The sequence below is a fragment of the Pseudomonas sp. CFBP 13602 genome, assembly GCF_014842725.1.
Lineage (GTDB): Bacteria > Pseudomonadota > Gammaproteobacteria > Pseudomonadales > Pseudomonadaceae > Aquipseudomonas > Aquipseudomonas baltica.
The window spans coordinates 302,237-324,810 of sequence record NZ_JACYVT010000007.1; the positions used below are offsets into that span (position 1 = coordinate 302,237).

Annotated in this window: 21 protein-coding genes; 10 read left to right on the forward strand and 11 right to left on the reverse strand. The window is 63.2% G+C overall.

The features are described 5' to 3' along the window. Positions 1 to 65 precede the first annotated feature (65 nt). The 4 genes from IFU31_RS16515 to IFU31_RS16530 are packed head-to-tail and all read left to right on the forward strand — an operon-like array spanning position 66 to position 3,590. Positions 66 to 1,394: a TRZ/ATZ family hydrolase gene (locus IFU31_RS16515; protein WP_192103783.1), complete on the forward strand. Its 1,329-nt coding sequence runs from the start codon at positions 66 to 68 to the stop codon at positions 1,392 to 1,394. A 57-nt stretch (positions 1,395 to 1,451) separates the two neighbouring features. Beyond that, a complete protein-coding gene (ubiG, locus tag IFU31_RS16520; protein ID WP_122479065.1) occupies positions 1,452 to 2,150 on the forward strand; it encodes a bifunctional 2-polyprenyl-6-hydroxyphenol methylase/3-demethylubiquinol 3-O-methyltransferase UbiG in 699 nt (232 codons plus the stop codon). A 2-nt stretch (positions 2,151 to 2,152) separates the two neighbouring features. Then, a complete protein-coding gene (gene mupP / locus IFU31_RS16525; RefSeq protein WP_192103785.1) occupies positions 2,153 to 2,824 on the forward strand; it encodes an N-acetylmuramic acid 6-phosphate phosphatase MupP in 672 nt (223 codons plus the stop codon). Between the two features lie 25 nt (positions 2,825 to 2,849). Continuing rightward, the gene (locus IFU31_RS16530) at positions 2,850 to 3,590 is read left to right on the forward strand and encodes a YciK family oxidoreductase (RefSeq protein WP_192103787.1); all 741 of its coding nucleotides are present in this window, start codon (positions 2,850 to 2,852) and stop codon (positions 3,588 to 3,590) included. 116 nt (positions 3,591 to 3,706) lie between these two features. Here the strand turns inward: IFU31_RS16530 and IFU31_RS16535 are convergent, their stop codons facing one another. The 7 genes from IFU31_RS16535 to IFU31_RS16565 form a co-directional block, all read right to left on the reverse strand. Then, positions 3,707 to 4,489 (reverse strand): TenA family transcriptional regulator, encoded by a 783-nt coding sequence (locus IFU31_RS16535; protein ID WP_122479071.1) that lies wholly within the window; start codon positions 4,487 to 4,489, stop codon positions 3,707 to 3,709. Positions 4,490 to 4,535: 46 nt separating this feature from the next. After that, a complete protein-coding gene (locus IFU31_RS16540) occupies positions 4,536 to 6,998 on the reverse strand; it encodes an EAL domain-containing protein (protein ID WP_122479073.1) in 2,463 nt (820 codons plus the stop codon). Positions 6,999 to 7,148: 150 nt separating this feature from the next. Next, positions 7,149 to 8,981, reverse strand: a complete 1,833-nt coding sequence (locus IFU31_RS16545) for an ABC transporter ATP-binding protein (RefSeq protein WP_122479074.1) — start codon at positions 8,979 to 8,981, stop codon at positions 7,149 to 7,151. Continuing rightward, complete coding sequence (locus IFU31_RS16550) at positions 8,974 to 9,609, reverse strand: DsbA family protein (RefSeq protein WP_185793814.1); 636 nt, start codon at positions 9,607 to 9,609, stop codon at positions 8,974 to 8,976. Before IFU31_RS16550 ends, IFU31_RS16545 begins: the two co-directional genes overlap by 8 nt. 4 nt (positions 9,610 to 9,613) lie before the next feature. Continuing rightward, a complete protein-coding gene (gene trhO, locus IFU31_RS16555; RefSeq protein ID WP_192103789.1) occupies positions 9,614 to 10,552 on the reverse strand; it encodes an oxygen-dependent tRNA uridine(34) hydroxylase TrhO in 939 nt (312 codons plus the stop codon). 160 nt (positions 10,553 to 10,712) lie between these two features. Continuing rightward, positions 10,713 to 11,009 (reverse strand): BolA family protein, encoded by a 297-nt coding sequence (locus tag IFU31_RS16560; RefSeq protein WP_192103791.1) that lies wholly within the window; start codon positions 11,007 to 11,009, stop codon positions 10,713 to 10,715. A 14-nt stretch (positions 11,010 to 11,023) separates the two neighbouring features. Further along, positions 11,024 to 11,563: a DUF2059 domain-containing protein gene (locus tag IFU31_RS16565; protein WP_122479082.1), complete on the reverse strand. Its 540-nt coding sequence runs from the start codon at positions 11,561 to 11,563 to the stop codon at positions 11,024 to 11,026. A gap of 219 nt (positions 11,564 to 11,782) precedes the next feature. On the opposite strand from IFU31_RS16565, the gene IFU31_RS16570 reads away from it, so the two are divergent. Beyond that, positions 11,783 to 13,159, forward strand: coding sequence for a class II fumarate hydratase (locus tag IFU31_RS16570; RefSeq protein WP_122479084.1), 1,377 nt, complete (start codon positions 11,783 to 11,785; stop codon positions 13,157 to 13,159). Positions 13,160 to 13,255: 96 nt separating this feature from the next. Beyond that, the gene (locus tag IFU31_RS16575; RefSeq protein WP_122479086.1) at positions 13,256 to 13,450 is read left to right on the forward strand and encodes a DUF6316 family protein; all 195 of its coding nucleotides are present in this window, start codon (positions 13,256 to 13,258) and stop codon (positions 13,448 to 13,450) included. A gap of 5 nt (positions 13,451 to 13,455) precedes the next feature. On the opposite strand, the gene IFU31_RS16580 is transcribed toward IFU31_RS16575, so the two are convergent. After that, on the reverse strand, positions 13,456 to 14,298 hold the full coding sequence (locus IFU31_RS16580; RefSeq protein WP_244657689.1) for a substrate-binding periplasmic protein: 843 nt from the start codon (positions 14,296 to 14,298) through the stop codon (positions 13,456 to 13,458). A gap of 215 nt (positions 14,299 to 14,513) precedes the next feature. Between IFU31_RS16580 and IFU31_RS16585 the strand changes: the two genes are divergently transcribed. Then, a complete protein-coding gene (locus IFU31_RS16585) occupies positions 14,514 to 15,056 on the forward strand; it encodes an exonuclease domain-containing protein (RefSeq protein WP_192057495.1) in 543 nt (180 codons plus the stop codon). 71 nt (positions 15,057 to 15,127) lie between these two features. Beyond that, complete coding sequence (gene ppnP, locus IFU31_RS16590) at positions 15,128 to 15,409, forward strand: pyrimidine/purine nucleoside phosphorylase (RefSeq protein WP_185793816.1); 282 nt, start codon at positions 15,128 to 15,130, stop codon at positions 15,407 to 15,409. 34 nt (positions 15,410 to 15,443) lie between these two features. Here ppnP and IFU31_RS16595 read toward each other — a convergent pair whose 3' ends face one another. Continuing rightward, on the reverse strand, positions 15,444 to 17,147 hold the full coding sequence (locus tag IFU31_RS16595; RefSeq protein WP_192103883.1) for an ABC transporter transmembrane domain-containing protein: 1,704 nt from the start codon (positions 17,145 to 17,147) through the stop codon (positions 15,444 to 15,446). Positions 17,148 to 17,342: 195 nt separating this feature from the next. On the opposite strand from IFU31_RS16595, the gene IFU31_RS16600 reads away from it, so the two are divergent. Beyond that, positions 17,343 to 17,522, forward strand: a complete 180-nt coding sequence (locus tag IFU31_RS16600; protein WP_192103793.1) for a PA1571 family protein — start codon at positions 17,343 to 17,345, stop codon at positions 17,520 to 17,522. 70 nt (positions 17,523 to 17,592) lie between these two features. On the opposite strand, the gene pdxB is transcribed toward IFU31_RS16600, so the two are convergent. Both pdxB and IFU31_RS16610 read right to left on the reverse strand, forming a co-directional pair. After that, positions 17,593 to 18,777 carry a 4-phosphoerythronate dehydrogenase PdxB gene (gene pdxB, locus IFU31_RS16605; RefSeq protein WP_192103794.1) on the reverse strand — a complete coding sequence of 395 codons (1,185 nt, stop codon included), beginning with the start codon at positions 18,775 to 18,777 and terminating at the stop codon, positions 17,593 to 17,595. A 243-nt stretch (positions 18,778 to 19,020) separates the two neighbouring features. Beyond that, positions 19,021 to 19,500, reverse strand: coding sequence for a DUF1289 domain-containing protein (locus IFU31_RS16610; RefSeq protein WP_122479098.1), 480 nt, complete (start codon positions 19,498 to 19,500; stop codon positions 19,021 to 19,023). Positions 19,501 to 19,881: 381 nt separating this feature from the next. Between IFU31_RS16610 and acnB the strand changes: the two genes are divergently transcribed. Continuing rightward, positions 19,882 to 22,491, forward strand: a complete 2,610-nt coding sequence (gene acnB, locus IFU31_RS16615) for a bifunctional aconitate hydratase 2/2-methylisocitrate dehydratase (protein ID WP_192103885.1) — start codon at positions 19,882 to 19,884, stop codon at positions 22,489 to 22,491. Positions 22,492 to 22,574: the final 83 nt, after the last annotated feature.

Here is a 22,574-nt window from a genome sequence, read left to right on the forward strand (position 1 = left end):
GCGAGCCCCCGTCCAAGACGCTCGGGTATACTTCGCCATCACCTGCCGAAGCCCCGGAACTTGCCATGCCCGATGTCGATACCGCCCTGGACCTGCTGCTACTGCCCACCTGGCTGGTACCGGTCGAGCCCGCCGGTGTCGTGCTCGAAGACCATGCCCTGGGTATCCGCGACGGCCAGATCGCATTCATCGGCCCACGCAGCGCAGCCGCCCGGCTGCAGGCGCGAGAAACCCGCGAACTGCCGGGCCAGCTGCTCGCTCCGGGGCTGGTCAATGCCCACGGGCACGCGGCCATGACGCTGTTCCGCGGCCTGGCCGACGACCTGCCGCTGATGACCTGGCTCGAACGACACATCTGGCCCGCCGAGGCACGCTGGGTCAGCGAGGCGTTCGTCCGCGACGGCACCGACCTGGCCATTGCCGAGCAACTGCAGGGCGGCATCACCTGCTTTTCCGACATGTATTTCTTTCCCGAAGTGGCCGCCGAGCGCGTGCACGCCAGTGGCATGCGCGCACAGATCACCGTGCCGGTGCTGAACTTCCCCATTCCCGGCGCGCGTGATGCCGACGAGGCGCTGCACAAGGGTGTCGAGCTGTTCAACGACCTCAAGCACCATCCACGCGTCAGCATTGCCTTCGGCCCCCATGCGCCCTACACGGTGAGCGACGAGAACCTGGAAAAGATCCGGGTACTGGCGGACGAAATGGATGCCGCCATCCACATGCATGTTCACGAAACCGCAGGCGAAGTGCACGATGCCCTGCAACAGAGCGGCGAGCGTCCGCTGGCCAGGCTGGCCCGCCTCGGCCTGCTGGGGCCGCGCTTCCAGGCGGTGCACATGACTCAGATAGACGACGCCGACCTCGCGCTGCTGGTGGAAAGCAACAGCAACGTCGTGCACTGCCCGCTGTCCAACCTCAAGCTGGCCAGTGGCTTCTGTCCGGTGGAAAAGCTCTGGCAGGCCGGCGTCAATGTGGCCGTGGGCACCGATGGGGCGGCGAGCAACAATAGCCTCGACCTGCTCGGCGACACGCGCATCGCAGCGCTGCTGGCCAAGGCCGTGACCGGTTCGGCGACCGCATTGGATGCCCATCGCGCACTGCGCATGGCCACCCTCAATGGCGCCCGAGCCCTGGGCATGGAGACGCACATCGGCTCGCTGGAGGTCGGCAAGGCTGCGGACCTGGCGTCGTTCGACCTGTCCAGACTGGTTCAGCAGCCGGTCTACGACCCGGTGTCGCAACTGATCTACGCCAGTAGCCGCGATTGTGTCCGGCATGTCTGGGTCGCCGGCAGGCAACTGCTCGACGAAGGTCGCCTGACCCGCCTGGACGAGCAACTGCTGCGTGACAAGGCATGCGCCTGGGGCGAGCGTATCGCCGCCGAGCGATGACGACTGCGCCGCCCGGCCCTACAGAATTCAAGAATCACATCGTTTAGAGGACACCCAATGAGCAACGTCGACCACGCTGAAATCGCCAAGTTCGAAGCCCTGGCGCACCGCTGGTGGGATCGCAACAGCGAGTTCAAGCCGCTGCACGACATCAATCCGTTGCGCGTCAACTGGATCGACGAGCGCGTCAACCTGGCGGGCAAGCAGGTCCTGGATGTAGGTTGCGGCGGCGGTATCCTGAGCGAGGCCATGGCCCTGCGCGGCGCCAAGGTTACCGGGATCGACATGGGCGAGGCGCCGCTAGCGGTTGCCCGCCTGCACCAGCTGGAATCCGGGGTGGAAGTGGAATACCGCCAGATCACCGCCGAAGCCCTATCGGCCGAATGCCCGCAGCGCTTCGATGTGGTCACCTGCCTGGAAATGCTCGAACACGTGCCAGACCCATCGTCGGTGATCCGCGCCTGCTTCCGCATGGTCAAGCCTGGCGGCCAGGTGTTCTTCTCGACCATCAACCGCAACCCCAAGGCGTACCTGTTCGCGATCATCGGCGCCGAGTACATCATGAAGCTGCTGCCGCGCGGCACCCACGACTTCAAGAAATTCATCCGCCCTTCCGAGCTCGGCGCGTGGAGCCGCGAGGCCGGACTGACCGTCAAGGACATCACCGGCCTGACCTACAACCCGCTCACCAAGCACTACAAGCTGGCTTCGGACGTCGACGTCAACTACATGATCCAGACCCTTCGCGAGGAATGAGCATGCGCCTTCGAGCGGTACTTTTCGATATGGACGGCACGCTGCTCGATACCGCGCCGGACTTCGTCGCCATCTGCCAGGCCATGCGCGCCGAACGCGGCCTGGCGCCGATCGACGAGCAGCGTGTGCGCGACGTGATCTCTGGCGGCGCCAAGGCCATGATCCAGGCGTCGTTCAACCTGGCACCCGAGTCAGCTGAGTTCGAAGCCTTGCGCCTGGAGTTCCTCGAGCGCTACCAACACGGCTGCGCGGTCCACAGCCATCTCTACGAAGGCATGGCGCAACTGCTCGCGGATATCGAGCAGGCCAAGCTGATCTGGGGCGTGGTGACCAACAAGCCGTTGCGCTTCGCCGAGCCCATCATGCAGCAACTGGGGCTGGCACAGCGTTCGGCGGTGCTGATCTGCCCCGACCATGTAACGCGCAGCAAGCCGGACCCCGAACCCGTGCTGCTGGCCTGCAGCAGGCTCGACCTGGACCCGGCCAGCGTGCTGTTCGTCGGTGATGATCTGCGCGACATCGAATCGGGCCGCGATGCCGGGACCAGGACCGCCGCAGTGCGCTACGGCTACATCCATCCCGACGACAACCCGGATCACTGGGGCGCCGACGTGGTGGTCGATCACCCGTCGGATCTGCGCCGCGTGCTCGACCAGGCCCTTTGCGGCTGCTGAACCGTACTACTTTCCAGGAGTTTCCATGTTCGATTACTCAGCCCGCCCCGACCTGCTGGCCGGGCGCATCATCCTGGTGACCGGTGCCGGCCGTGGCATTGGTGCTGCCGCCGCGAAAACCTTCGCCGCCCATGGCGCCACCGTGCTGCTGCTGGGCAAGACCGAATCCAACCTGACCTCCGTGTACGACGAAATCGAAGCCGCCGGGCATGCCCAGCCGGTGGTCATCACCTTCGACCTGCAGAGCGCGCGAAGCGAACAGTACGCGCAATTGGCACAGATGATCGAGACCACCTTCGGCCGCCTCGACGGCCTGCTGCACAACGCCTCGATCATTGGCCCGCGCACACCACTGGACGTGCTGCCCGACGACGAGTTCATCCAGGTGATGCAGGTCAACGTGAACGCCACGTTCATGCTCACTCGCGCACTGCTGCCTCTGCTCAAGCAGGCGGCAGATGGCTCGGTGGCGTTCACCTCCAGCAGTGTCGGTCGCAAGGGGCGCGCCCACTGGGGCGCCTACGGCGTGTCGAAGTTCGCCACCGAAGGCCTGATGCAGACCCTCGCCGACGAGCTGGAAGGTGTCAGCGCGGTACGTTCCAACAGCATCAACCCCGGTGCCACGCGCACGGCCATGCGCGCGCAGGCCTATCCGGCCGAGGAGCCTGGCCGCAACCCGTTGCCCGAACAGATCATGCCGGTGTATCTGTACCTGATGGGACCCGACAGTATCGGGGTCAATGGCCGGGCGTTGGACGCCCAGTGAAATATGTCCTCAGGGCGGGCACCCGCCGCTGTAACGACCGGCCAGCCAGCCTGTCGCGCAACCGTGGTGCCGCCTGAGGCGATCCTGCTAGTCCTGCGTCATGCCCCTACCCTGTTTCAAGCCACGACCCTTTTGTCCAGGGTGGTGGTGCGCTGCAGCTCCAGCGCCATGCAGCGTTCCAGGAACAGGAACATGAAGTCGTAGCTCTTGCAGATGGCGTTGCGCAGCTCGGCCTGCTGCAGTTCGGTGGCATGGTTGCCAACCAGGGTGCAGATGATCTCCAGAGCTTCCCACGGATGCTCGTCGTCGTACTGGGCATGCAGGCTCAGCCAGCGCATGGCGCGCTTGCGGTTCTGCTCGGGAAACGCCTGGGCATAGGTGTCGTCGGCGCAGACCACCGCCGACCACTCGCCGGTTGCACCCTCGATGGCATAGTTGGTGGCTGCCATGGCAACCGCCAGCGAGTCGGTGGCACAGCTCTGCCAGCACCAATGGCTGAGCGCGTGCAGCTCGGCCGGCACGTCCTGGGCGATGAGATCCTGGAGACTGACGCCATGCGCCTGGCTCCAATGCACCCAATAATCGGCGTGATTGAGTTCGACTCGAATGTTGCGCATCAACCAGCGCCGCGCCATGTCCTCGCCCGGATGCCGGGCAAAACGCGTCTTGGTCAGGTTCTGCGCCATGTACAGTGAAAACTGCTCCACCACGGGCCAGCCGCCGATCAGGTAATGACGCATGGTGCGCGAGCTCAGCTGGTTGTCGCGCATGCGCGCGTAAACCTCATGCTCGACGACCCGACGCTTGTTCGGCGCACAGTCTTCGATCAGTTTCTGTGCCCACTCGGGATAACTTTTTGCGTCCATCAGCGGACCCAGGCGAATAAAAGGATCGTTCACTGGCAAACCTCCATTTAATTAAGTGAAGAACAGCGGCAAATTGCCCTTATCGGAAAGTGTCGGGAACGCCAAAGCGCAACGGCCGCAGTCTGCCCAGGTGACGGCGCAGACTGTCACAGGTGAAAACCTGCGGTCGCTCGATCAAATATCCTTGTGCGTAGTCCACACCAATTTCCAGCAAGGCCTGTTCTATCAGAGGCGTCTCGACAAACTCGGCAATGGTGCGCTTGCCCATGACGTGGCCAATATGGTTGATCACTTCCACCATCGCCCGATTGATCGGGTCGTCCAACATATCTTTAACGAAGCTGCCGTCGATTTTCAAATAATCGACAGGTAAATGTTTCAAATAGGCAAACGAAGACATACCGGCACAGAAGTCGTCGAGTGCAAAGTGACAACCCAAGCCCTTCAATTCATTGATAAAACGGATTGCGCTGCCAAGATTTGCGATGGCGCTTGTCTCGGTAATCTCGAAACATATCAGCTCGGCCGGAATGGCGTGCAGGCGAAATTGTTCACGCAGGAACTCGAGGAACTCGTCATCACCGATGCTGATGCCGGAAAGGTTGATCGCACACACCGCCAACGGCCCCTGGTCGGGCTGGTCGAGCGTCTGGCGCACCACCTTGAATACGTTCTGCACCACCCAACGGTCCAGGGCGGTCATCAGGCCGTAGCGCTCGGCAGCCGGGATGAACACCTCGGGCATGATGATGCGGCCGGTTTCATCGCTCAGGCGCAGGAGGATCTCGATGTGCCCACCCGGCGGGCCGTCCTGTATGCCCAGGGCGGCGATCTCCTGCGCGTACAGGCAGAACCGGTTTTCCTCCAGGGCCATGTGCAACCGCTGGACCCATGCCATCTCGTCGACCCGCACGGTCAGTTCGCTGTCGGCGGCGTGGTAGACCTGAACGCGGTTGCGGCCGCGCTCCTTGGCCAGGTAGCAGGCCATGTCGGCGGCGCGCATCGAGGCTTCGAGGGTGATCGGCGCCTGGGTCAGGTGCACCATGCCGACGCTGACGGTGGTGACGAACGGGCGCCCCTTCCACACGAAGTGCAGGTTCTGCACGGTGTGGCGCAGTGTTTCGGCCAGTTTCTCCGATTCGGCGGCCGAGCAGTTCTCGATGAGGATGCCGAACTCGTCACCGCCCAGGCGCGCCAGGGTGTCACCCTCGCGCAGCCCGGACTGCAGCAGTGCGCAGATGTGGCGAAGCAGTTCGTCGCCCGCCGCGTGACCGCAGGTGTCGTTGACCAGTTTGAACTGGTCCAGGTCGAGGAACATCAGCGAGTGGCAGCCAGGATAACGCTGCAGCGCGGCCAGCGCCTGCTCGAGACGGAACTCGAACTCGCGGCGGTTGGCCAGCCCGGTCAATGCATCGTGCGTGGCCTGCCACGACAGGTTGGCGATGTATTGCCGCTCTTGGGTCATGTCGTGCAGCACCAGCACGGTACCGCTGATGTGCTGGTCGGTCTGGATCGGCGCGCCGACGAGCGTCACCGAGACCGTACTGCCGTCCAGACGCTGGATCAGCTTGGCGTGTTCGCTGCCGCCGCGCAGGTCGCCACTGACGATGTGGTCGATGAGGGTGAAGCTGTCCTTCTCGGCGTTTTCGTCGAGCAGGTTGAACAACGCCGCCAGCGGCAGCCCCACGGCCTGATCGGCGCTCCAGTGGGTCAGTCGCTCGGCGGCCGGGTTCATGTAGAGGATCGCGCCCTCGACATCGGTAGTGATCACCCCATCGCCGATGGACGCCAGGGTCACCTGGGCGCGGTCCTTTTCCAGTTGCAGGGCATAGGCGAAGGCATGGCGCTGGTTGAGCAGCTTGCGCGTGCGCCACAGCGCCAGCACGATCAACAGCAGCGCCACCAGCAGGTTGCTGACCACCAGCAGGTACTGCACCGCGCGCGAGCCCTCGCCCAATGCCGCGCTGAAGGCCATGGCGGCGGGCGTCACCGCGTCATTGATGAGCATGATCTGGTGCTTCCAGCGCGCCATGTCCGCTTCGCTGGCGGTGCCGGCCTGTTGCGCCGCGTGCATCTGCTGCGCCAGGGCGTCGAGTTCGACCAGGTAGGTATCGCCGATCTTCCAGTGCGCGATGGCCCTGGACATGTAGCTCACATCGCTGAAGTGACGGTACAGCCAGATGATGTTTTGCATGTCGTCAGGGTGGTTGTTGCCCTTCAGAATGCCGGTCCGTGCAGCCGCCAGATCAGGCTCGGGCTGGTCGAGGGCGAGGCGCAGCTGATGACCGCCCTGGGGAATGGCGATGGCGCGCAGGTACTTCTGGAAGACTTCCTCGTCACGGCTGTCGGCATACAGGTTCAGGTAGTAGATCGCGTCTTTCTGACCCTTGGACCAGAAGCTTTCGCCCGCGACATAGCTGCGCACCGCGGACAGTGCGTAGAGGCTGATGCAACCCAGCATTGCCATCAACCCCACGACGGCGATGAATGGCCAGACAATCCCCAGCAATCTCGGTGTATCGAGAGTCTGTGTGTGCTTCATGAGGTTCCTTGCTTCAGCGATCCAGGCAACGTCCAAGTCAGAACTTCAATCACCACTGGCACACTCTAGGCTAGTTTCGGAAAGGACCGGCACAGTTTTCATCGGTGCCGAATCTTTTTTTTATGGCTGGGCGCGCCGCCAGCCGCGGACTCAGACCTGTTGCAGATAACCGTACAGACGCGCATACAGCCCGCCCTCGGCGATAAGCTGCTGGTGATCGCCATCTTCGGCGATCCGGCCGCCGTCGAACACCAGCACGCGGTCGGCCTGCTTCACCGCAGAGAGCCGGTGGGCAATGATCAAGGTAGTGCGCCCTCGCAGGAAACGCGCGAGGGCCTGGTGCAGGTTGTACTCGGTGGCGGCATCGAGCGCAGAGGTGGCTTCGTCGAGAATGACCACCTTGGGCTCGGCCAGCACCATTCGAGCAATCGCCAGACGCTGCCGCTGACCCCCGGAAAGGCGTACGCCGGACCGGCCGACAATGCTGTCCAGGCCGTGGGGCATGTCCCGCACGGTGCTGTCCAGCTGGGCGATCTGCAGTGCATTCCAGCAGGCATGGTCGCTGGCAGTGCGCCCCATGGTCAGGTTGGCACGAATCGTATCGTTGAACAGCGATGGATGTTGCAATACCACCGCGACATTATCGCGCAGGGTCTCCAGGCCCATCGCCTGCTGCAGCGTGCCACCAAAGCGCACCTCCCCGGCCTGTGGCGTATAGAGCCCGAGCAGCAATTGCACCAGCGTGCTCTTGCCACCCCCGCTGGCGCCGACGATGGCGACCTTTTCACCGGGCGCGATGCTCAGGTCCAGGCGGTCCAGCACCTTGTCCTCGGCATAGGCGAAGGTCAGGCCACGGATCTCGATACCCACCGTCTCGCGATCGCGGAACGGATCGCTGCCGCCCGGATACCTGGGTTCATCGGCGCGAGCGAGCAATTCATTAATCCGCTTCAGCGCACCACCTGCAGCATAGTAGGCGTATTGCAGATTCAACAGCTGTTCGACCGGGGTGATCATGAACCAGAGGTAGCTGAACACTGCCAGCATCTGGCCAATGCTGAGGTCGGAGAACAGCACCGTGAGCATCGCTGCAGCGCGGAAGATGTCGATGCCGAACTGGAACAGCAGCGCGCTGGCGCGGCCCGACGCGTCGCTCTTCCACATCGAGGCAACCGCAAAGTCGCGCACTTCGCGAGCGCGCAGGCCGAGGCGGCCCAGAAAATAACCCTGGCGGTTGCTGGCGCGGACTTCCTGGATGGCGTCCAGGGTTTCGCCGAGCGCCTGGGTGAAGCGCGCTGTGCTGTCGTTCTCGAGCTTCTTCAAGTGTTTGACGCGCTTGCCCAGCACCACCGTGGCGTACACCACGAGGGGGTTGAACAGCAGGATGAGCAGCGCCAGCTTCCAGTGCATCCACATCAGGATGCCCGCGGTGCCGGCCAGGGTCAGCATCGCCACCAGGAAGCGGCTCAGGGTTTCGCCGACGAATTTGTCGAGGGTTTCCAGGTCGGTGACCAGATGGGTAGTGACCGTCCCGCTGCCCAGGCTTTCGTATTCGCTGAGGGAGATGCGCTTGAGCCGTTCGATGAGACGCAGGCGCAGGCGATAGACCACGTCCTTGGCCAGGCCGGCGAACAGCCGCGCCTGCACGACGTTGAAAAGCAATGACCCACAACGCAGGGTGAAACTGATCACCAGCATCAGCCCTATGAAGCCGACGGGGATCTGCCAGGCGGCGGGCAACACCTGACTCATCCAGCGCGTGGCACTGCCGGCATGCCCGAGCAAGACCTCATCGACCAGTAGCGGCAACAGCAGGGGTATCGGCACGCTGCACAAGGTAGCGAGTACGGCGACGCCATTGGCGGTCCACAGCGTACGCTTGTGCTGCAATGCCAATCGGCGTATTTCGCCCCAACTCAGGCGGTCTGCCACGGGCGTGGTTTGCGACCCTGCCACCCCGACGGGGCCCGGTCGCTCATGCATCGGCAGCACGTTCCAGCCAGCGCGCCAACAGCGGCGCAAGATCGGCCAACGGTCGGTAACCATTGGTCAGCAAAGCCAGCTGGCCATCGCGCTCGGCGAGCAAGGTCGGAAAGCCGGCGATGCCCAGCCCCTGCGCCCAGGCGAAATCGGCCTGAGTGGTTTGTACCCTGCGATCGCTGTCGAACGCCTCGACGAACTCGATGCGCGGCACACCGGCCTGTTCGGCCAGGGCAGCCAACTGCACCGGCTGGGTCACATCCAGGCGCAGGGTGTAGAACGCCTGCTGGATCAGCTTGACCAACGGCCAGGCCAGATCGGGGGCCAGTTCGCGCACCGCCACGATCGCTCGGCAAGCCGGCTCGGTGTCGTAGACGAAGCCTGCCGGCAGTGCGCCCTCGAACTCGAAGGCCTGGCCGCTGGCCTCGTGCACCGCATGCCAGTGCTCGATGATGTAATCGCGGGTGGTCGGCTCCAGCGCCGCGCCGCCGCTGCGCAGCCCGCCCACCACGATATGGGTCTTGACCCCTGCCGCCTCGGCCTGATCGATCAGGGCCTGGGCCACGGGCGCGAAACCCCAGCACCAGGAGCACATCGGGTCCATCACGTAGATCAGGCGGTTGCGCGACATGGGCTCAGTCCTGGGCAGCTTTGCGATAGTTGTGGCCGATAGGGTGCGGCAGATTGCGCGCGCGAGCCAGTTCGATCTGCTTCTGACGATCAATGGCGCTCTTGCGGGTCTTTTCGCTCAGGCTGTTCCAGCAGTGCGGGCAACTGACGCCGGGCACGTAGTGCTCGCTGGCACGATCTTCGACACTGATCGGTGTGCGGCAGGCATGGCACTGATCGTAATCGCCCTCGCTGAGGTCGTGGCGCACCGTGACGCGATTGTCGAAGACGAAGCAATCACCTTCCCACTTGCTCTCTTGCTGGGGCACTTGCTCCAGGTACTTGAGAATGCCGCCCTTGAGGTGATAGACCTCTTCGAAGCCTTCGCCGAGCATGTAACTGGAGGCCTTTTCGCAACGGATACCGCCGGTGCAGAACATGGCGACCTTCTTGTGTACCGCTGGGTCGAAATGCGCCTTGATGTAATCCGGGAATTCGCGGAACGAAGCGGTCTTGGGGTCCACGGCGCCCTGAAAGGTGCCGATGGCGACTTCGTAGTCATTGCGAGTGTCGATCAGCAGCACTTCCGGGTCGTCGAGCAAAGCATTCCAGTCCTGCGGCTCGACATAGGTGCCAACCGTGCGGTTGGGGTCGACACCGGCGACGCCGAGGGTGACGATTTCCTTCTTCAGCTTGACCTTGGTGCGATAGAACGGCTGCTCGTCGCAGTACGATTCCTTGTGGTCGATGTCGTCCATGCGCGGATCGAGCTTGAGCCAGGCCAACAGGCCGTCGACGCCTTCGCGGGTACCGGATACGGTGCCGTTGATGCCTTCTGCGGCTATCAGCAGCGTGCCTTTTATATCGTTGTCGAGCATGGCCTGCAGCAGCGGCTCACGCATTTCGACGTAATCTTCCAGGGTGACGAACTTGTACAGTGCCGCCACGACGATCGCTTGGGTCATGGGTAAAACGCTCCAGGTGGTCGACCGCGCAAGGGCCGGACCGGATTTTCTTGGGGGACAGTTCACCGGACGAGCCAGGCGACAGGTCTGTGAACAGAAATGAAAAAACCCGCCAACGGCATGCCGCTGGCGGGTCGCAGATTCTAGCAAATTCCGTTGCCTAGTGCCCACCGCCGGCGCAGGTGGGCGACGCCGGTGCGGCCCCTGCCTGCTCCCATTCCTGGGGCGTATAGGTGTGCAGCGCCAGCGCGTGGAACTCGCCCATCAGTTCGCCGAGCGTGCCGTACACCAACTGGTGACGCTTGACACTGTTGAGCCCGGCGAAGCGCTCACTGACCAGCACCGCCTTGTAGTGGGTCTCGGTGCCCCGGCTGTGCATGTGGCTTTCGTCCAGCACCTGCAGATGCGCGGGTTGCAGCATCTGCAGGGTGGATACGATGCGGTCCTTCATAGACATCAGCAACGACTCCGTTACGGCTTCGCTGGCTTGGCCGGACCGGCAGCAGCCTTGGCAGCGCCCTGTGGGTCCAGTTCCTTGGTCATGTCAGCCAACAGGTTGTTGACCACAGGCACTGCGCTTTCCAGCTTCTGCTGGGTGAGCTGGGCGGACTGCTGGGTCACGGCGGGCATTTTTTCCAGGACTTTCTTGCCCAGCGGCGACTGGTAGAACTTGACCAGGTCCTTGAGCTCCTGCTCGGAGAAGTTGGTGGTGTACAGCTTGACCATGTCTGGCTTGAGCTTGGGCCAGCCGATGGCCTGGTCCAACGCGGCATTGGCCTTGGCCTGGTAGGTTTCCAGGGTTGCCTGCTTGCTGGCCGGGGCTTTGGTCTGCTCGAAGCGCTGAGCGAACATTTGCTGCACTTGCATGTACACCGGCGTACCCAGTTTGTCCGCATGAGCCATCATCAGGAAGGCTTCGGCGCTGGCGTTGTGGCTGGCGGTGTCGGCGAGTACCTGGCCACTGGCACAGACGAGAACTGCCGCGGTGCAGATGGCGCGAAAACGAGTCATCGAGTTTCCTTATCTAGCAGGCGAGGTAAAACCCCAGAAACGATCATTTTGCGCTCAAGCTCGTGCGTCTCTCAACCCCAGACTGCGAACCGCAGGTGCAGTTTCATGGAACCTGACGCCAGGTACGTACCCTAACAGCAAGGCTGCCGATGAGCAGCGAGACCCGCCCGTGCATCTTCGGGGTGTGACGCGAGATCGACAACAAGGAGCATGAACCGCATGAGTCGTATCGAAACAGACAGCCTGGGACAGGTCGAAGTTCCTGAAGAGGCCTACTGGGGCGCCCAGACCCAACGTTCGCTGGTGAACTTCGCCATTGGCGAGGAGCGCATGCCGCTGCCGGTTTCGCATGCCCTGGCGCTGGTCAAGAAGGCCGCGGCGCGGGTCAACGATCGCAACGGTGACCTGCCGGCCGACATCGCCCGACTGATCGAGCAAGCCGCCAACGAAGTGCTTGCAGGCGAGCATGACGACCAGTTTCCCCTGGTGGTCTGGCAGACTGGCAGCGGCACCCAGAGCAACATGAACGTCAACGAGGTGATCGCCGGGCGCGCCAACGAACTGGCCGGCAAGGGCCGCGGCGGCAAGTCGCCAGTGCATCCCAACGATCATGTCAATCGTTCGCAGAGCTCCAACGACTGCTTCCCCACTGCCATGCACATCGCCGCCGTGCAAGCCGTGCAGGCTGACTTGTTGCCGGCAATCGCGGTGCTCGGCGAGGGCCTGGCCGAGCTGGCCGGACGCCACACGCAGCTGGTCAAGACCGGCCGCACGCACATGATGGACGCCACGCCGATTACCTTCGGCCAGGAAGTCTCGGCCTACGTGGCGCAGCTCGAATACGCCCAGAAGGCCATCCGCAACGCCTTGCCCGCCGTGTGTGAGCTGGCCCAGGGCGGCACTGCGGTGGGTACCGGGCTCAATGCACCCAAGGGGTTCGGTGAAGCCATCGCCGCCGAGCTGGCGGCGCTGTCCGGGCTGCCGTTCGTCACCGCGCCGAACAAGTTCGCGGCATTGGCCGGCCACGAGCCGTTGACCAGCCTCTCGGGCGCGCTCAAGACCCTCGCCGTGGCCTTGATGAAACTGGCCAACGATTTCCGCCTGTTGGGTTCGGGGCCTCGGGCAGGGCTGGCCGAGATCAAACTGCCGGCCAATGAGCCGGGTAGCTCCATCATGCCCGGCAAGGTCAATCCGACCCAGTGCGAGGCGCTGTCCATGCTCGCTTGCCAGGTCATGGGCAACGACGTGGTCATCGGCATCGCCGCAAGCCAGGGTCACCTGCAACTCAACGTGTACAAGCCGGTGATCATTCACAACCTGCTGCAGTCCATCAAGCTGCTGGCCGATGGCTGCCGCAATTTCCAGGAACACTGCGTCGCCGGTTTGGTGCCGGATGCGCAGCAGATGGGCGAGCATCTCGAGCGTGGCTTGATGCTGGTCACCGCGCTCAACCCGCACATCGGCTACGACAAGGCCGCCGAGATCGCCAAGAAGGCCTACGCTGAAGGCTTGACACTGCGCGAATCGGCGCTGGCCCTGGGCTACTTGAGCGAAGCCGAGTTCGACCAGTGGGTGCGGCCCGAGGAAATGCTTTAAGCTCTCGCCGCCGGCATCATCGTTTGCCAACGATGATGCCGGCGGCGAACTCGCCCGATCCACCTCCAAGATCCATTTCTACACAGGACGCACATCATGTTTGGCAAGCGTGCGCAGGACCTTGTTGAAACCACGCACTTTCGTGCCGAACGATTCAGCACGGTCAACGGTTTCTATTTTTTCAGCACTCGGGAAAAGACTCTGGAAGGCCCCTTCGCGACCCGCGAGGAAGCTGAACGCGAAAGCCGGGCGTATGTCTCTCGCGTCTCGGGGCGTCAATCCTATCGCTAGGCCTTTCAGGGCTTGGCTGCAGGGTTGCGCACCACCACACGGCGAGCAGGTTGCGCCAGCACGGCCACTTTGGCTGGCGCAAAGATAGGCAGCAATCTGCCGCTGGCGTGCATCTGCTGCATCAGGGTGGTGAACTCTTCGGCACTGATCGGCGCACCGGGGCGAATAAGCGCGTAGTGTCGGTAGATCTGGTCTAACCGTTGCGAAACCAGCAGCTGCGAGCCGATATCCGGGTTGCGTGCGACGAAATCGCTCAGAAATGACCGGGTGACCATCGCAATATCGGCCCGCTTGCGTACCACCATCATCAGGTTGCTTTCGTGGGAATACGTCAGCACGGCGTTGAACCTGCGCAGCAGATACTGCGGGTTGGCGTCGAAATCCGCGAACGCGTAGTGATAACCGTAGAACAGCGCCATGCGCTTGCCATTCAGATCAGCGAAGAAGTCCTGGTCATTGCCCTGCTTCAGCGCCACGAACACCTCGGCATCCTCCAGCCCAAGATCGACCGCACTGTGCTTGATGCGCTGCCACCCCCACAGCGGGTTCTCGAAGATCGCCATGTCGACCCGACCGCGTTCGAAATCCTGATAGCGTCGCGCGATCGAAGTCGGCACCAGAACGAAGTGCCAGGTGGTCTGCACCTGGTTGAGCTGTTCGATGAGCGAGGGCAACAGGCCTTCGTTGCGACCCTGTTCGGGGTGCACGACGTACGGCGGAAAATGCGCCGCGCCGATGCGTACTTCCTGGGCCGCTTGCGTGCCCGATGCCCACAGTGCCGCTAGCCATGGAACCAGTGCAGCCAGCAACAGACGTGGCAGGGCCGCCTTAACATAACCGTGCTTCAAGACAGAAAACCCCCACCAGCCGTTTCGCGAAGCACGTACGCTAGGGGTTTTACGTCAGGCTGACAACTGCTAAACCCTGTGCCGGTGCCCGGCACTCCCCCGTCCGCCTGCGGCAGGCAGCATCGAACTGCGCTATTGCGCGGTTGCAGGGATATCGGAACTCTTTGCCTGCGGTTGTGCTCTAGGCTCTAAGCGCATGTGCCTGGGAGCCTGGTATGCCGCATTGGCTGGTCGTCGACCTGGAAGCCACCACCGATGAAGGTGGTTGGCCGGTCACTGAAATGGAAATCATCGAGATCGGTGCAAGCCTGGTCAACCGCGACGGACGCGAGGTGGATCACTTCCAGCGATTCGTCAAACCGTTGCGACGCCCCAGCCTGACCCCGTTCTGTCGAACGCTGACCCACATTGAGCAAGCGGACGTGGACGCCGCGGCGGTGTTGACCCAGGTGTGGAAAAGCTTCGAGCAGTGGCTGTCACCCCACCGCGGGCAACTGCAGGGCTGGGTCAGCTGGGGCGATTACGACCGGCTGCAGTTGCTGCAGGACTGGCAGCGGCTCAACCTGGAAAGCGCACTGGCGCGAGTGCCCCACATCAACCTCAAGCAGCGCTTTGCCAAGGCTCGCCAGCTGCCGCGTCCGCTCGGCCTGACCAGTGCCCTGCAACTGGCCGGACTGCAGTTCTGCGGCCAGCAGCACCGCGCCCTCGAAGACGCACGCAACACGGCGCGGCTGCTGCCTATGGTGCTCGCGCCGTAAAGCGGATGACGACCTGCCAGGGCTTGGGCATACTGGCCAGCCCTTTCCAATCCTCCGCAAGGAACCGCCTCATGTTCAAGGTCAACGAGTACTTCGACGGCACCGTGAAGTCCATTGCTTTTTCCGAAACGGACGGCCCTGCCACCATCGGCGTCATGGCACCGGGCGAGTATGAATTCGGTACAGCCCAGAGCGAAATCATGCACGTGGTTTCCGGCGCCCTCACGGTCAAGCTGCCCGATGCCAGCGAATGGACAACCTTCACTGCCGGCAGCCAGTTCAACGTGCCTGCCAACAGCAAATTCCAACTGACTGTGGAAGTGGAAACCGCCTACCTCTGCCAATACCGTTGATGATCGCGGCCCCCAGCCTTGGGGGCCGCTTGCGCTAGCGACCGAACTGCAAGTGGGCCAGGCGCGCGTAGAGCGCATTGCTGGCCACCAGCTCGGCGTGGGTTCCCAGCGCCACCAGACACCCCTCATCCATCACTGCAATACGGTCGGCGTTCTGTACCGTGGCCAGGCGGTGGGCGATGACCAGTGTGGTGCGACCCTGCATCAGCGTCGGCATGGCCTGCTGGATGAGGTGTTCGCTTTGCGCGTCCAGAGCGCTGGTGGCCTCGTCCAGGAGCAGGATCGGGGCATCGACCAGCAAGGCGCGGGCAATCGCCAGGCGTTGACGCTGGCCTCCCGAAAGCCCCACGCCAGCATCGCCGAGCGGCGTCTGGTAGCCCTGCGGCAGTTGCATGATGAAGTCGTGCGCATGGGCGATGCGCGCGGCGTCCTCGACCTGCTCGGTCGTGGCGTCGGCCCGGCCATAGCGGATATTGTCCTCGACGCTGCCGAAGAACAGCGCCGGGGTCTGCGACACCGTGGCGAACTGCCGACGCACGTCCTGCGGATCCAACTGGCGCAGGTCGATCCCATCGATGAGAATGCGGCCCTGCTGCGGGTCGTAGAAACGCAGCAGCAGATCGAACAGCGTCGACTTGCCTGCGCCGGAGGGGCCAACCAGCGCCAGGGTCTCGCCCGGCCTGACCTGCAGGCTCAGGCCGCGAATGGCGGGTGCCGCTTCGCGCGCAGGGTAGGCAAATATCACCTCGTCGAGCGCCAGCGCCCCCGTGACCCGCGGCGGCAGTTGCTGCAGACCGACGCTGGGCGGCTGGATATCGCTGCGCGCCTGCAGCAGCTCGGCAATGCGCTGCGCGGCACCGGCGGCGCGCTGCAGCTCCCCGACCACTTCGCTCAAGGTGCCGAAGGCACTGCCCACGATCAGGCTGTAGAACACGAACGCGGCCAGTTCGCCTGCGGAAATGCGCCCGCCGATCACGTCCATGCCACCGACCCAGAGCATCACCGCGACGGCACCCAGCACCAGCACGATCACCAATGCAATCAGCCATGCACGCTGGACGATGCGTTGCCGGGCCGTGTCGAACGCCTGCTCCACGGTGACGGCGAAGCGTTTCTGGTCTTCGGCCTGGTGGTTGTAGGCCTGCACGGTCTTGATCTGGGTCAGGGTTTCGGCTACGTAGCTGCCGACATTGGCGATGCGGTCCTGGCTCTGCCGCGACAGACGCCGCACCTGACGCCCGAACATCAGGATCGGCGCCAGCACCAGTGGCAGGGCGACCACCACGATACTGGTGAGCTTGGGGTTGGTGACGAACAACAGCACCACCCCGCCGATCACCATCAACAGGTTGCGCAGGAACATCGACAGCGACGAGCCGATCACCGATTGCAGCAACGCCGTGTCGGTGGTCAGCCTTGACTGGATTTCCGAACTGCGGTTGTTTTCGTAGAACGCCGGATGCAAGTGGACCAAATGGTCGAACACCTGCTTGCGGATATCGGCGACGCAGCGCTCGCCGATCCAGGACACCAGATAGAAGCGCGCGAACGTTCCCGTGGCCAAAGCCAGTACCAGCACCATGAACACGGCGATGGAACGATTGAGCAGGTGTGCCGACTGGGTCATGAAGCCCTGGTCGACCAGCATGCGAATGCCTTGGCCCATGGACAGGGTGATGCCGGCGGTTACCAGCAGTGCCAGCAGCGCGCCGATGGCCTGCCAGCGATAGGGGCGCATGAAGCGCCAGGCCAGGCGCAAACCGCGACGCTGACCCGAAGACAATAGCTGCAAGGGAGGTGATCCGTTTTCAGATGATCTGCAAGCCTACACCCAGACGCCCGATCGACTACAGTGGAACTCCAGCAAACGGACAAAGTCAGCTAGGAAGCAGCCCGAAACAGACGGCGCACACATCTGAAGAGGAGACAGGCCATGAGCTCGCATGACGACACGCATAAACGCATCGACGTGCTACGTGTGAAACCCCAGGAGCCCGTTGGGGGCGCGATCATCGATGAACAGGGGCGTGAAGTACCCATCACCGAAAACATGGTGCAGGACGCCTGCCGCGAACTGGAAGAACACGTGGTGAAGCCGGTCGGCAAAGACTGATCGACCCAACCGCCCTGCTGCCCACGAGACCCGGCCCTGATGCCGGGTTTCGACGTTCTGGCACCCAGTCTCAGGTGTCGGTCCGGACCAGCACCGCCCCCAGAGCTACGACGATGCGTTCGAGCTCCGGTGCAGGACCGTCGATGCGCACGCGCAGCCCTTCGATTTCGCGACGCGGCGGGTAGTGCTTGCGCAATTGGTCGAAGGCCAGCCGCTGCCGGGCATCGTCGGCTTCATGAGGAAGGTCATGCGGGCTGTCGACGGCCAGGCTGCGACGGAAGTCGGCATCGTCGCGCCGCGGGTCGTAGACGCCCCGACAGAGCATGGCCAGCGCCCAGGCCGGATCGCTGTCGGCACTCAGGCTGACCTCGCCGAGCCAGGGCCTGGGCAGCAGGTCGTCCAGGTGGACATCGACGCTGCGACCGAGAAAGTCGCACAACGCCTGATGAATCTGCGCCGTGCCACGACGGCGACCGTCGAGGCTGTAGCCAGCGATGTGCGGAGTGCCGATCACGCAGCAGTCGGCCAGCGCACGGTCGACTGCGGGTTCGTGCTCCCAGACGTCGAGCACCGCCTGCAGGTCTTCGCGTTCGAGCAGCACTTCAAGCAATGCAGCGTTGTCGATCACCGGGCCGCGCGCGGCATTGATCAGCCAGGTACCCGGCTTGAGCGCGCGCAGGCGCGGGCTGTCGAACAGGTGCCAGGTTGGGTGGTCGCCGTCGCGGGTCAGGGGCGTGTGCAGGCTGATCACGTCGCAGTGCTCGACGATGTGTTCCAGGCTGACGAAGTCGCCGCCCTCACTTGCCGCACGCAATGGGTCGCACACCCGCACATCCCAGCCCAGGCCGCGCAGTACCTGTACCAGCCGCCCGCCCACCTGGCCGCCGCCGACGATGCCGTAGCAGCGTTGGGGCAACGCCAGCCCTTCGATTTCGCTCAGGGTGAGCAGGCTGCCGAGCACGTAGTCGACCACGCCTCGGGCATTGCATCCCGGGGCGCTGGCCCAGTGGATACCGGCTGCGGCGAAGTAATCGAGGTCGAGGTGGTCGGTGCCGATGGTGCAGGTGCCGACGAAGCGTACATTGCTGCCTTCGAGCAGGGTGCGATCGACCTGGGTTACCGAGCGCACCAGCAGGACATCGGCATCGGCGACAGCCGTCCGGTCGATCGCTCGGCCCGGGTAGCGGCGGATTTCACCGAAGCCTTCGAAGAATGCGTCGAGCAGCGGGATGTTTTCGTCGGCGACTATGAGCATGGGGGTGTCCGGGGTTGTGAGGGTGTCAGGGCGGGCCTCTTCGCGGGCAGAGACCCGCTCCCACAGAGACTGTTGTGGTCCTTGTGGGAGCGGGTCTCTGCCCGCGAAGACACGCTACCACAGGAGCTGGTGCGGACCCTGTGGAAGCAGGCCTCTGCCCGCGAGGACACGCTACCACAGGAGCTGGTGCGGACCCTGTGGGAGCGGGTCTCTGCCCGCGAAGGCCTCAGCGCAGGGTCGACTTCAGATAATGCGCTGTTCGGTCAGCTCGCGCACGAACGCCGGCGCGATATAACGTTGGTAATGCGCCTCGGACAGAATGAAGAACTCCCGATCGATGGCATCGCGCAGCTGCGGCAGATCCCAGTCGCGGAACTCGGGCAGCAGCACCAGACCGTAAGCCTCCAGGTTGTTGATCACGCGGGCGCCGCGGGCGATCAACTGGTAGGCCCAGCAGTACTCCGACTGCCGCTCGACGAAACGGATCTTGCGTTGTTCCAGTTGTTGGCGCAGTTTCGACGGGTCGAACACTTCCACCTTGGCGACCATTACCTGCACCAGCAATTGCTCCAGACGAATCCATACCGCGCGTTTCTGCGCTTCGTCATAGCCGTTCCAATGGATGACTTCATGGTGATAGCGCTTGCAGCCCCGGCATACCAGGTCACCGTAGACGGTGGAGCACAGGCCCACGCAGGGCGTCTTGATGGAATGGTTGGACATGGTGGATCGGCACGCTGGACGGTGGAACACCGGGCGCATGTTAGTCCTTTGTCTAACAGGGGTCACCCCAGAAATCGTGGGGCTTAACTTAACTTCCTGCGCGAAATAAAGTAGAATCATGCAGCCTTTTTAGGCGCCAATGTCCATTGGAAGCTGTTTTCAAAGCGTCACGAGCACAGTTGATCCAGTAGAAGGGTGTTGGCACCGCTCGTCCGGTGCCAGCCCTCATCAGATTTCCCTTCTACCGGCGTAAAACTTTGAAAACAGCTTCTGCATGGAACACCTGCCCTCCTGACTGAACGGCCGAAAAGACCGTGCGCATGGATGCAGGCGTTCTCTGGATGAGCGTCCCTTCCGGGACCACTGATGAGGGTAATAACTGTGCTTGAAGCCTATCGCAAACACATCGAAGAGCGTGCCGCCCAGGGTATCGTGCCCCAGCCGCTTAACGCCGAACAAACCGCAGGCCTGGTCGAGCTGCTGAAAAACCCTCCCGCCGGCGAAGAGTCTTTCCTGGTCGACCTGATCACCAACCGCGTGCCACCAGGCGTCGACGAAGCCGCCTACGTCAAGGCCGGCTTTCTTTCTGCCCTGGCCAAGGGCGAAGTCACTTCGCCGCTGATCGACAGCAAGCGTGCCGTTGAACTGCTCGGCACCATGCAGGGTGGCTACAACATCGCCACCATGGTCGAACTGCTCGACGACGCCACCCTGGCGCCGGTGGCTGCCGAACAGCTCAAGTTCACCCTGCTGATGTTCGATGCCTTCCACGACGTTGCGGAAAAAGCCAAGAACGGCAATGCCCACGCTCAAGGCGTACTGCAATCCTGGGCCGACGGCGAATGGTTCAAGAAGCGTCCGACCCTGGCCGACAAGATCAGCCTGCGCGTCTTCAAGGTCACCGGCGAAACCAACACCGACGATCTTTCGCCTGCGCCCGACGCCTGGTCGCGCCCGGACATCCCGTTGCACGCCCTCGCCATGCTGAAGATGGCCCGCGAAGGCATCGTGCCCGACGTGCAGGGCTCGATCGGCCCGATGAAGCAGATTGCCCAGATGTACGCCGACGGCTACCCGGTCGCCTACGTGGGCGACGTGGTCGGTACCGGTTCATCGCGCAAGTCGGCGACCAACTCGGTGCTGTGGTTCTTCGGTACCGACATCCCGTACGTGCCGAACAAGCGCGCTGGTGGTTTCTGCTTCGGCACCAAGATCGCCCCGATCTTCTACAACACCATGGAAGACGCCGGCGCCCTGCCGATCGAGTTCGACGTGTCGAACATCAACATGGGTGACGTGATCGACCTCTACCCGCACCAGGGTAAAGTCTGCAAGCACGACAGCGACGAGGTGATCACCACCTTCGAACTCAAGACGCCCGTACTGCTCGACGAAGTCCGCGCTGGCGGCCGTATCCCGCTGATCGTCGGCCGCGGCCTGACCGACAAGGCACGCGCCGAGCTGGGCCTGGGCCCGACCGATCTGTTCAAGCTGCCCGAAGCCCCGGTCGACACCGGCAAGGGCTTTACCCTGGCGCAGAAGATGGTCGGCAAGGCCTGCGGCCTGCCCGAGAACCAGGGCGTGCGTCCCGGCACCTACTGCGAACCGAAGATGACTACCGTCGGTTCCCAGGACACCACTGGCCCGATGACCCGCGACGAGCTGAAAGACCTGGCATGCCTGGGCTTCTCCGCCGACCTGGTCATGCAGTCTTTCTGCCACACCGCGGCCTATCCGAAGCCGATCGACGTGACCACCCACCACACCCTGCCGGATTTCATCCGCACCCGTGGTGGCGTATCCCTGCGTCCAGGCGACGGCATCATCCACAGCTGGTTGAACCGCATGCTGCTGCCGGACACCGTCGGCACCGGTGGTGACTCGCACACCCGCTTCCCGATCGGCATCTCGTTCCCGGCCGGTTCCGGCCTGGTGGCCTTCGCGGCCGCTACCGGCGTCATGCCGCTGGACATGCCCGAGTCGGTGCTGGTGCGCTTCAAGGGCACCATGCAGCCAGGCATCACCCTGCGCGACCTGGTCCATGCGATTCCGTACTACGCCATTCAGAAAGGCCTGCTGACCGTCGAGAAGAAAGGCAAGATCAACGCCTTCTCGGGCCGCATCCTGGAAATCGAAGGCTTGAACGAGCTGACCGTGGAACAGGCGTTCGAGCTGTCCGACGCCTCGGCCGAGCGCTCCGCCGCCGGTTGCACCATCAAGCTGCCGGAGAAGGCCATTGCCGAATACCTGAAGTCCAACATCACCCTGCTGCGCTGGATGATCAGCGAAGGCTACGGCGATGCGCGGACCATGGAACGTCGTGCCCAGGCCATGGAAGCGTGGCTGGCCAACCCGGAACTGCTGAGTGCCGATGCCGACGCCGAATACGCCGAGATCATCGAGATCGACCTGAGCGACTTGAAAGAGCCGGTCCTGTGTGCACCGAACGATCCGGACGATGCACGTCTGCTGTCCACCGTTCAGGGCGAGAAGATCGACGAGGTGTTCATCGGTTCGTGCATGACCAACATCGGCCACTTCCGCGCTGCCGGCAAGTTGCTCGACAAGGTCAAGGGGCAACTGCCGACGCGCCTGTGGCTGTCGCCGCCGACCAAGATGGATGCCCATCAGCTGACCGAAGAAGGCTACTACGGCATCTACGGCAAGGCTGGCGCACGTATGGAGATGCCGGGATGCTCGCTGTGCATGGGTAACCAGGCACGCGTGGAACCCAACTCCACCGTGGTGTCCACCTCGACCCGTAACTTCCCGAACCGCCTGGGCGATGGTGCCAACGTGTACCTGGCCTCCGCCGAGCTGGCCGCTGTCGCGTCCATTCTGGGCAAGCTGCCGACGGTCGAAGAGTACATGGGCTACGCGGCCAGCATCGACAGCATGGCTGCCGATGTGTACCGCTACCTGAGCTTCGACCAGATCGCCGAGTTCCGCGATGCTGCGGCCAACGCGAACATTCCGGTGGTCCAGGCTTGATGCCACGCTGAAATGAGCTGAACGAAAAAACCCGTCGAATGACGGGTTTTTTTGTGGGCGATGATCGGGTCAGAGATAGGCGC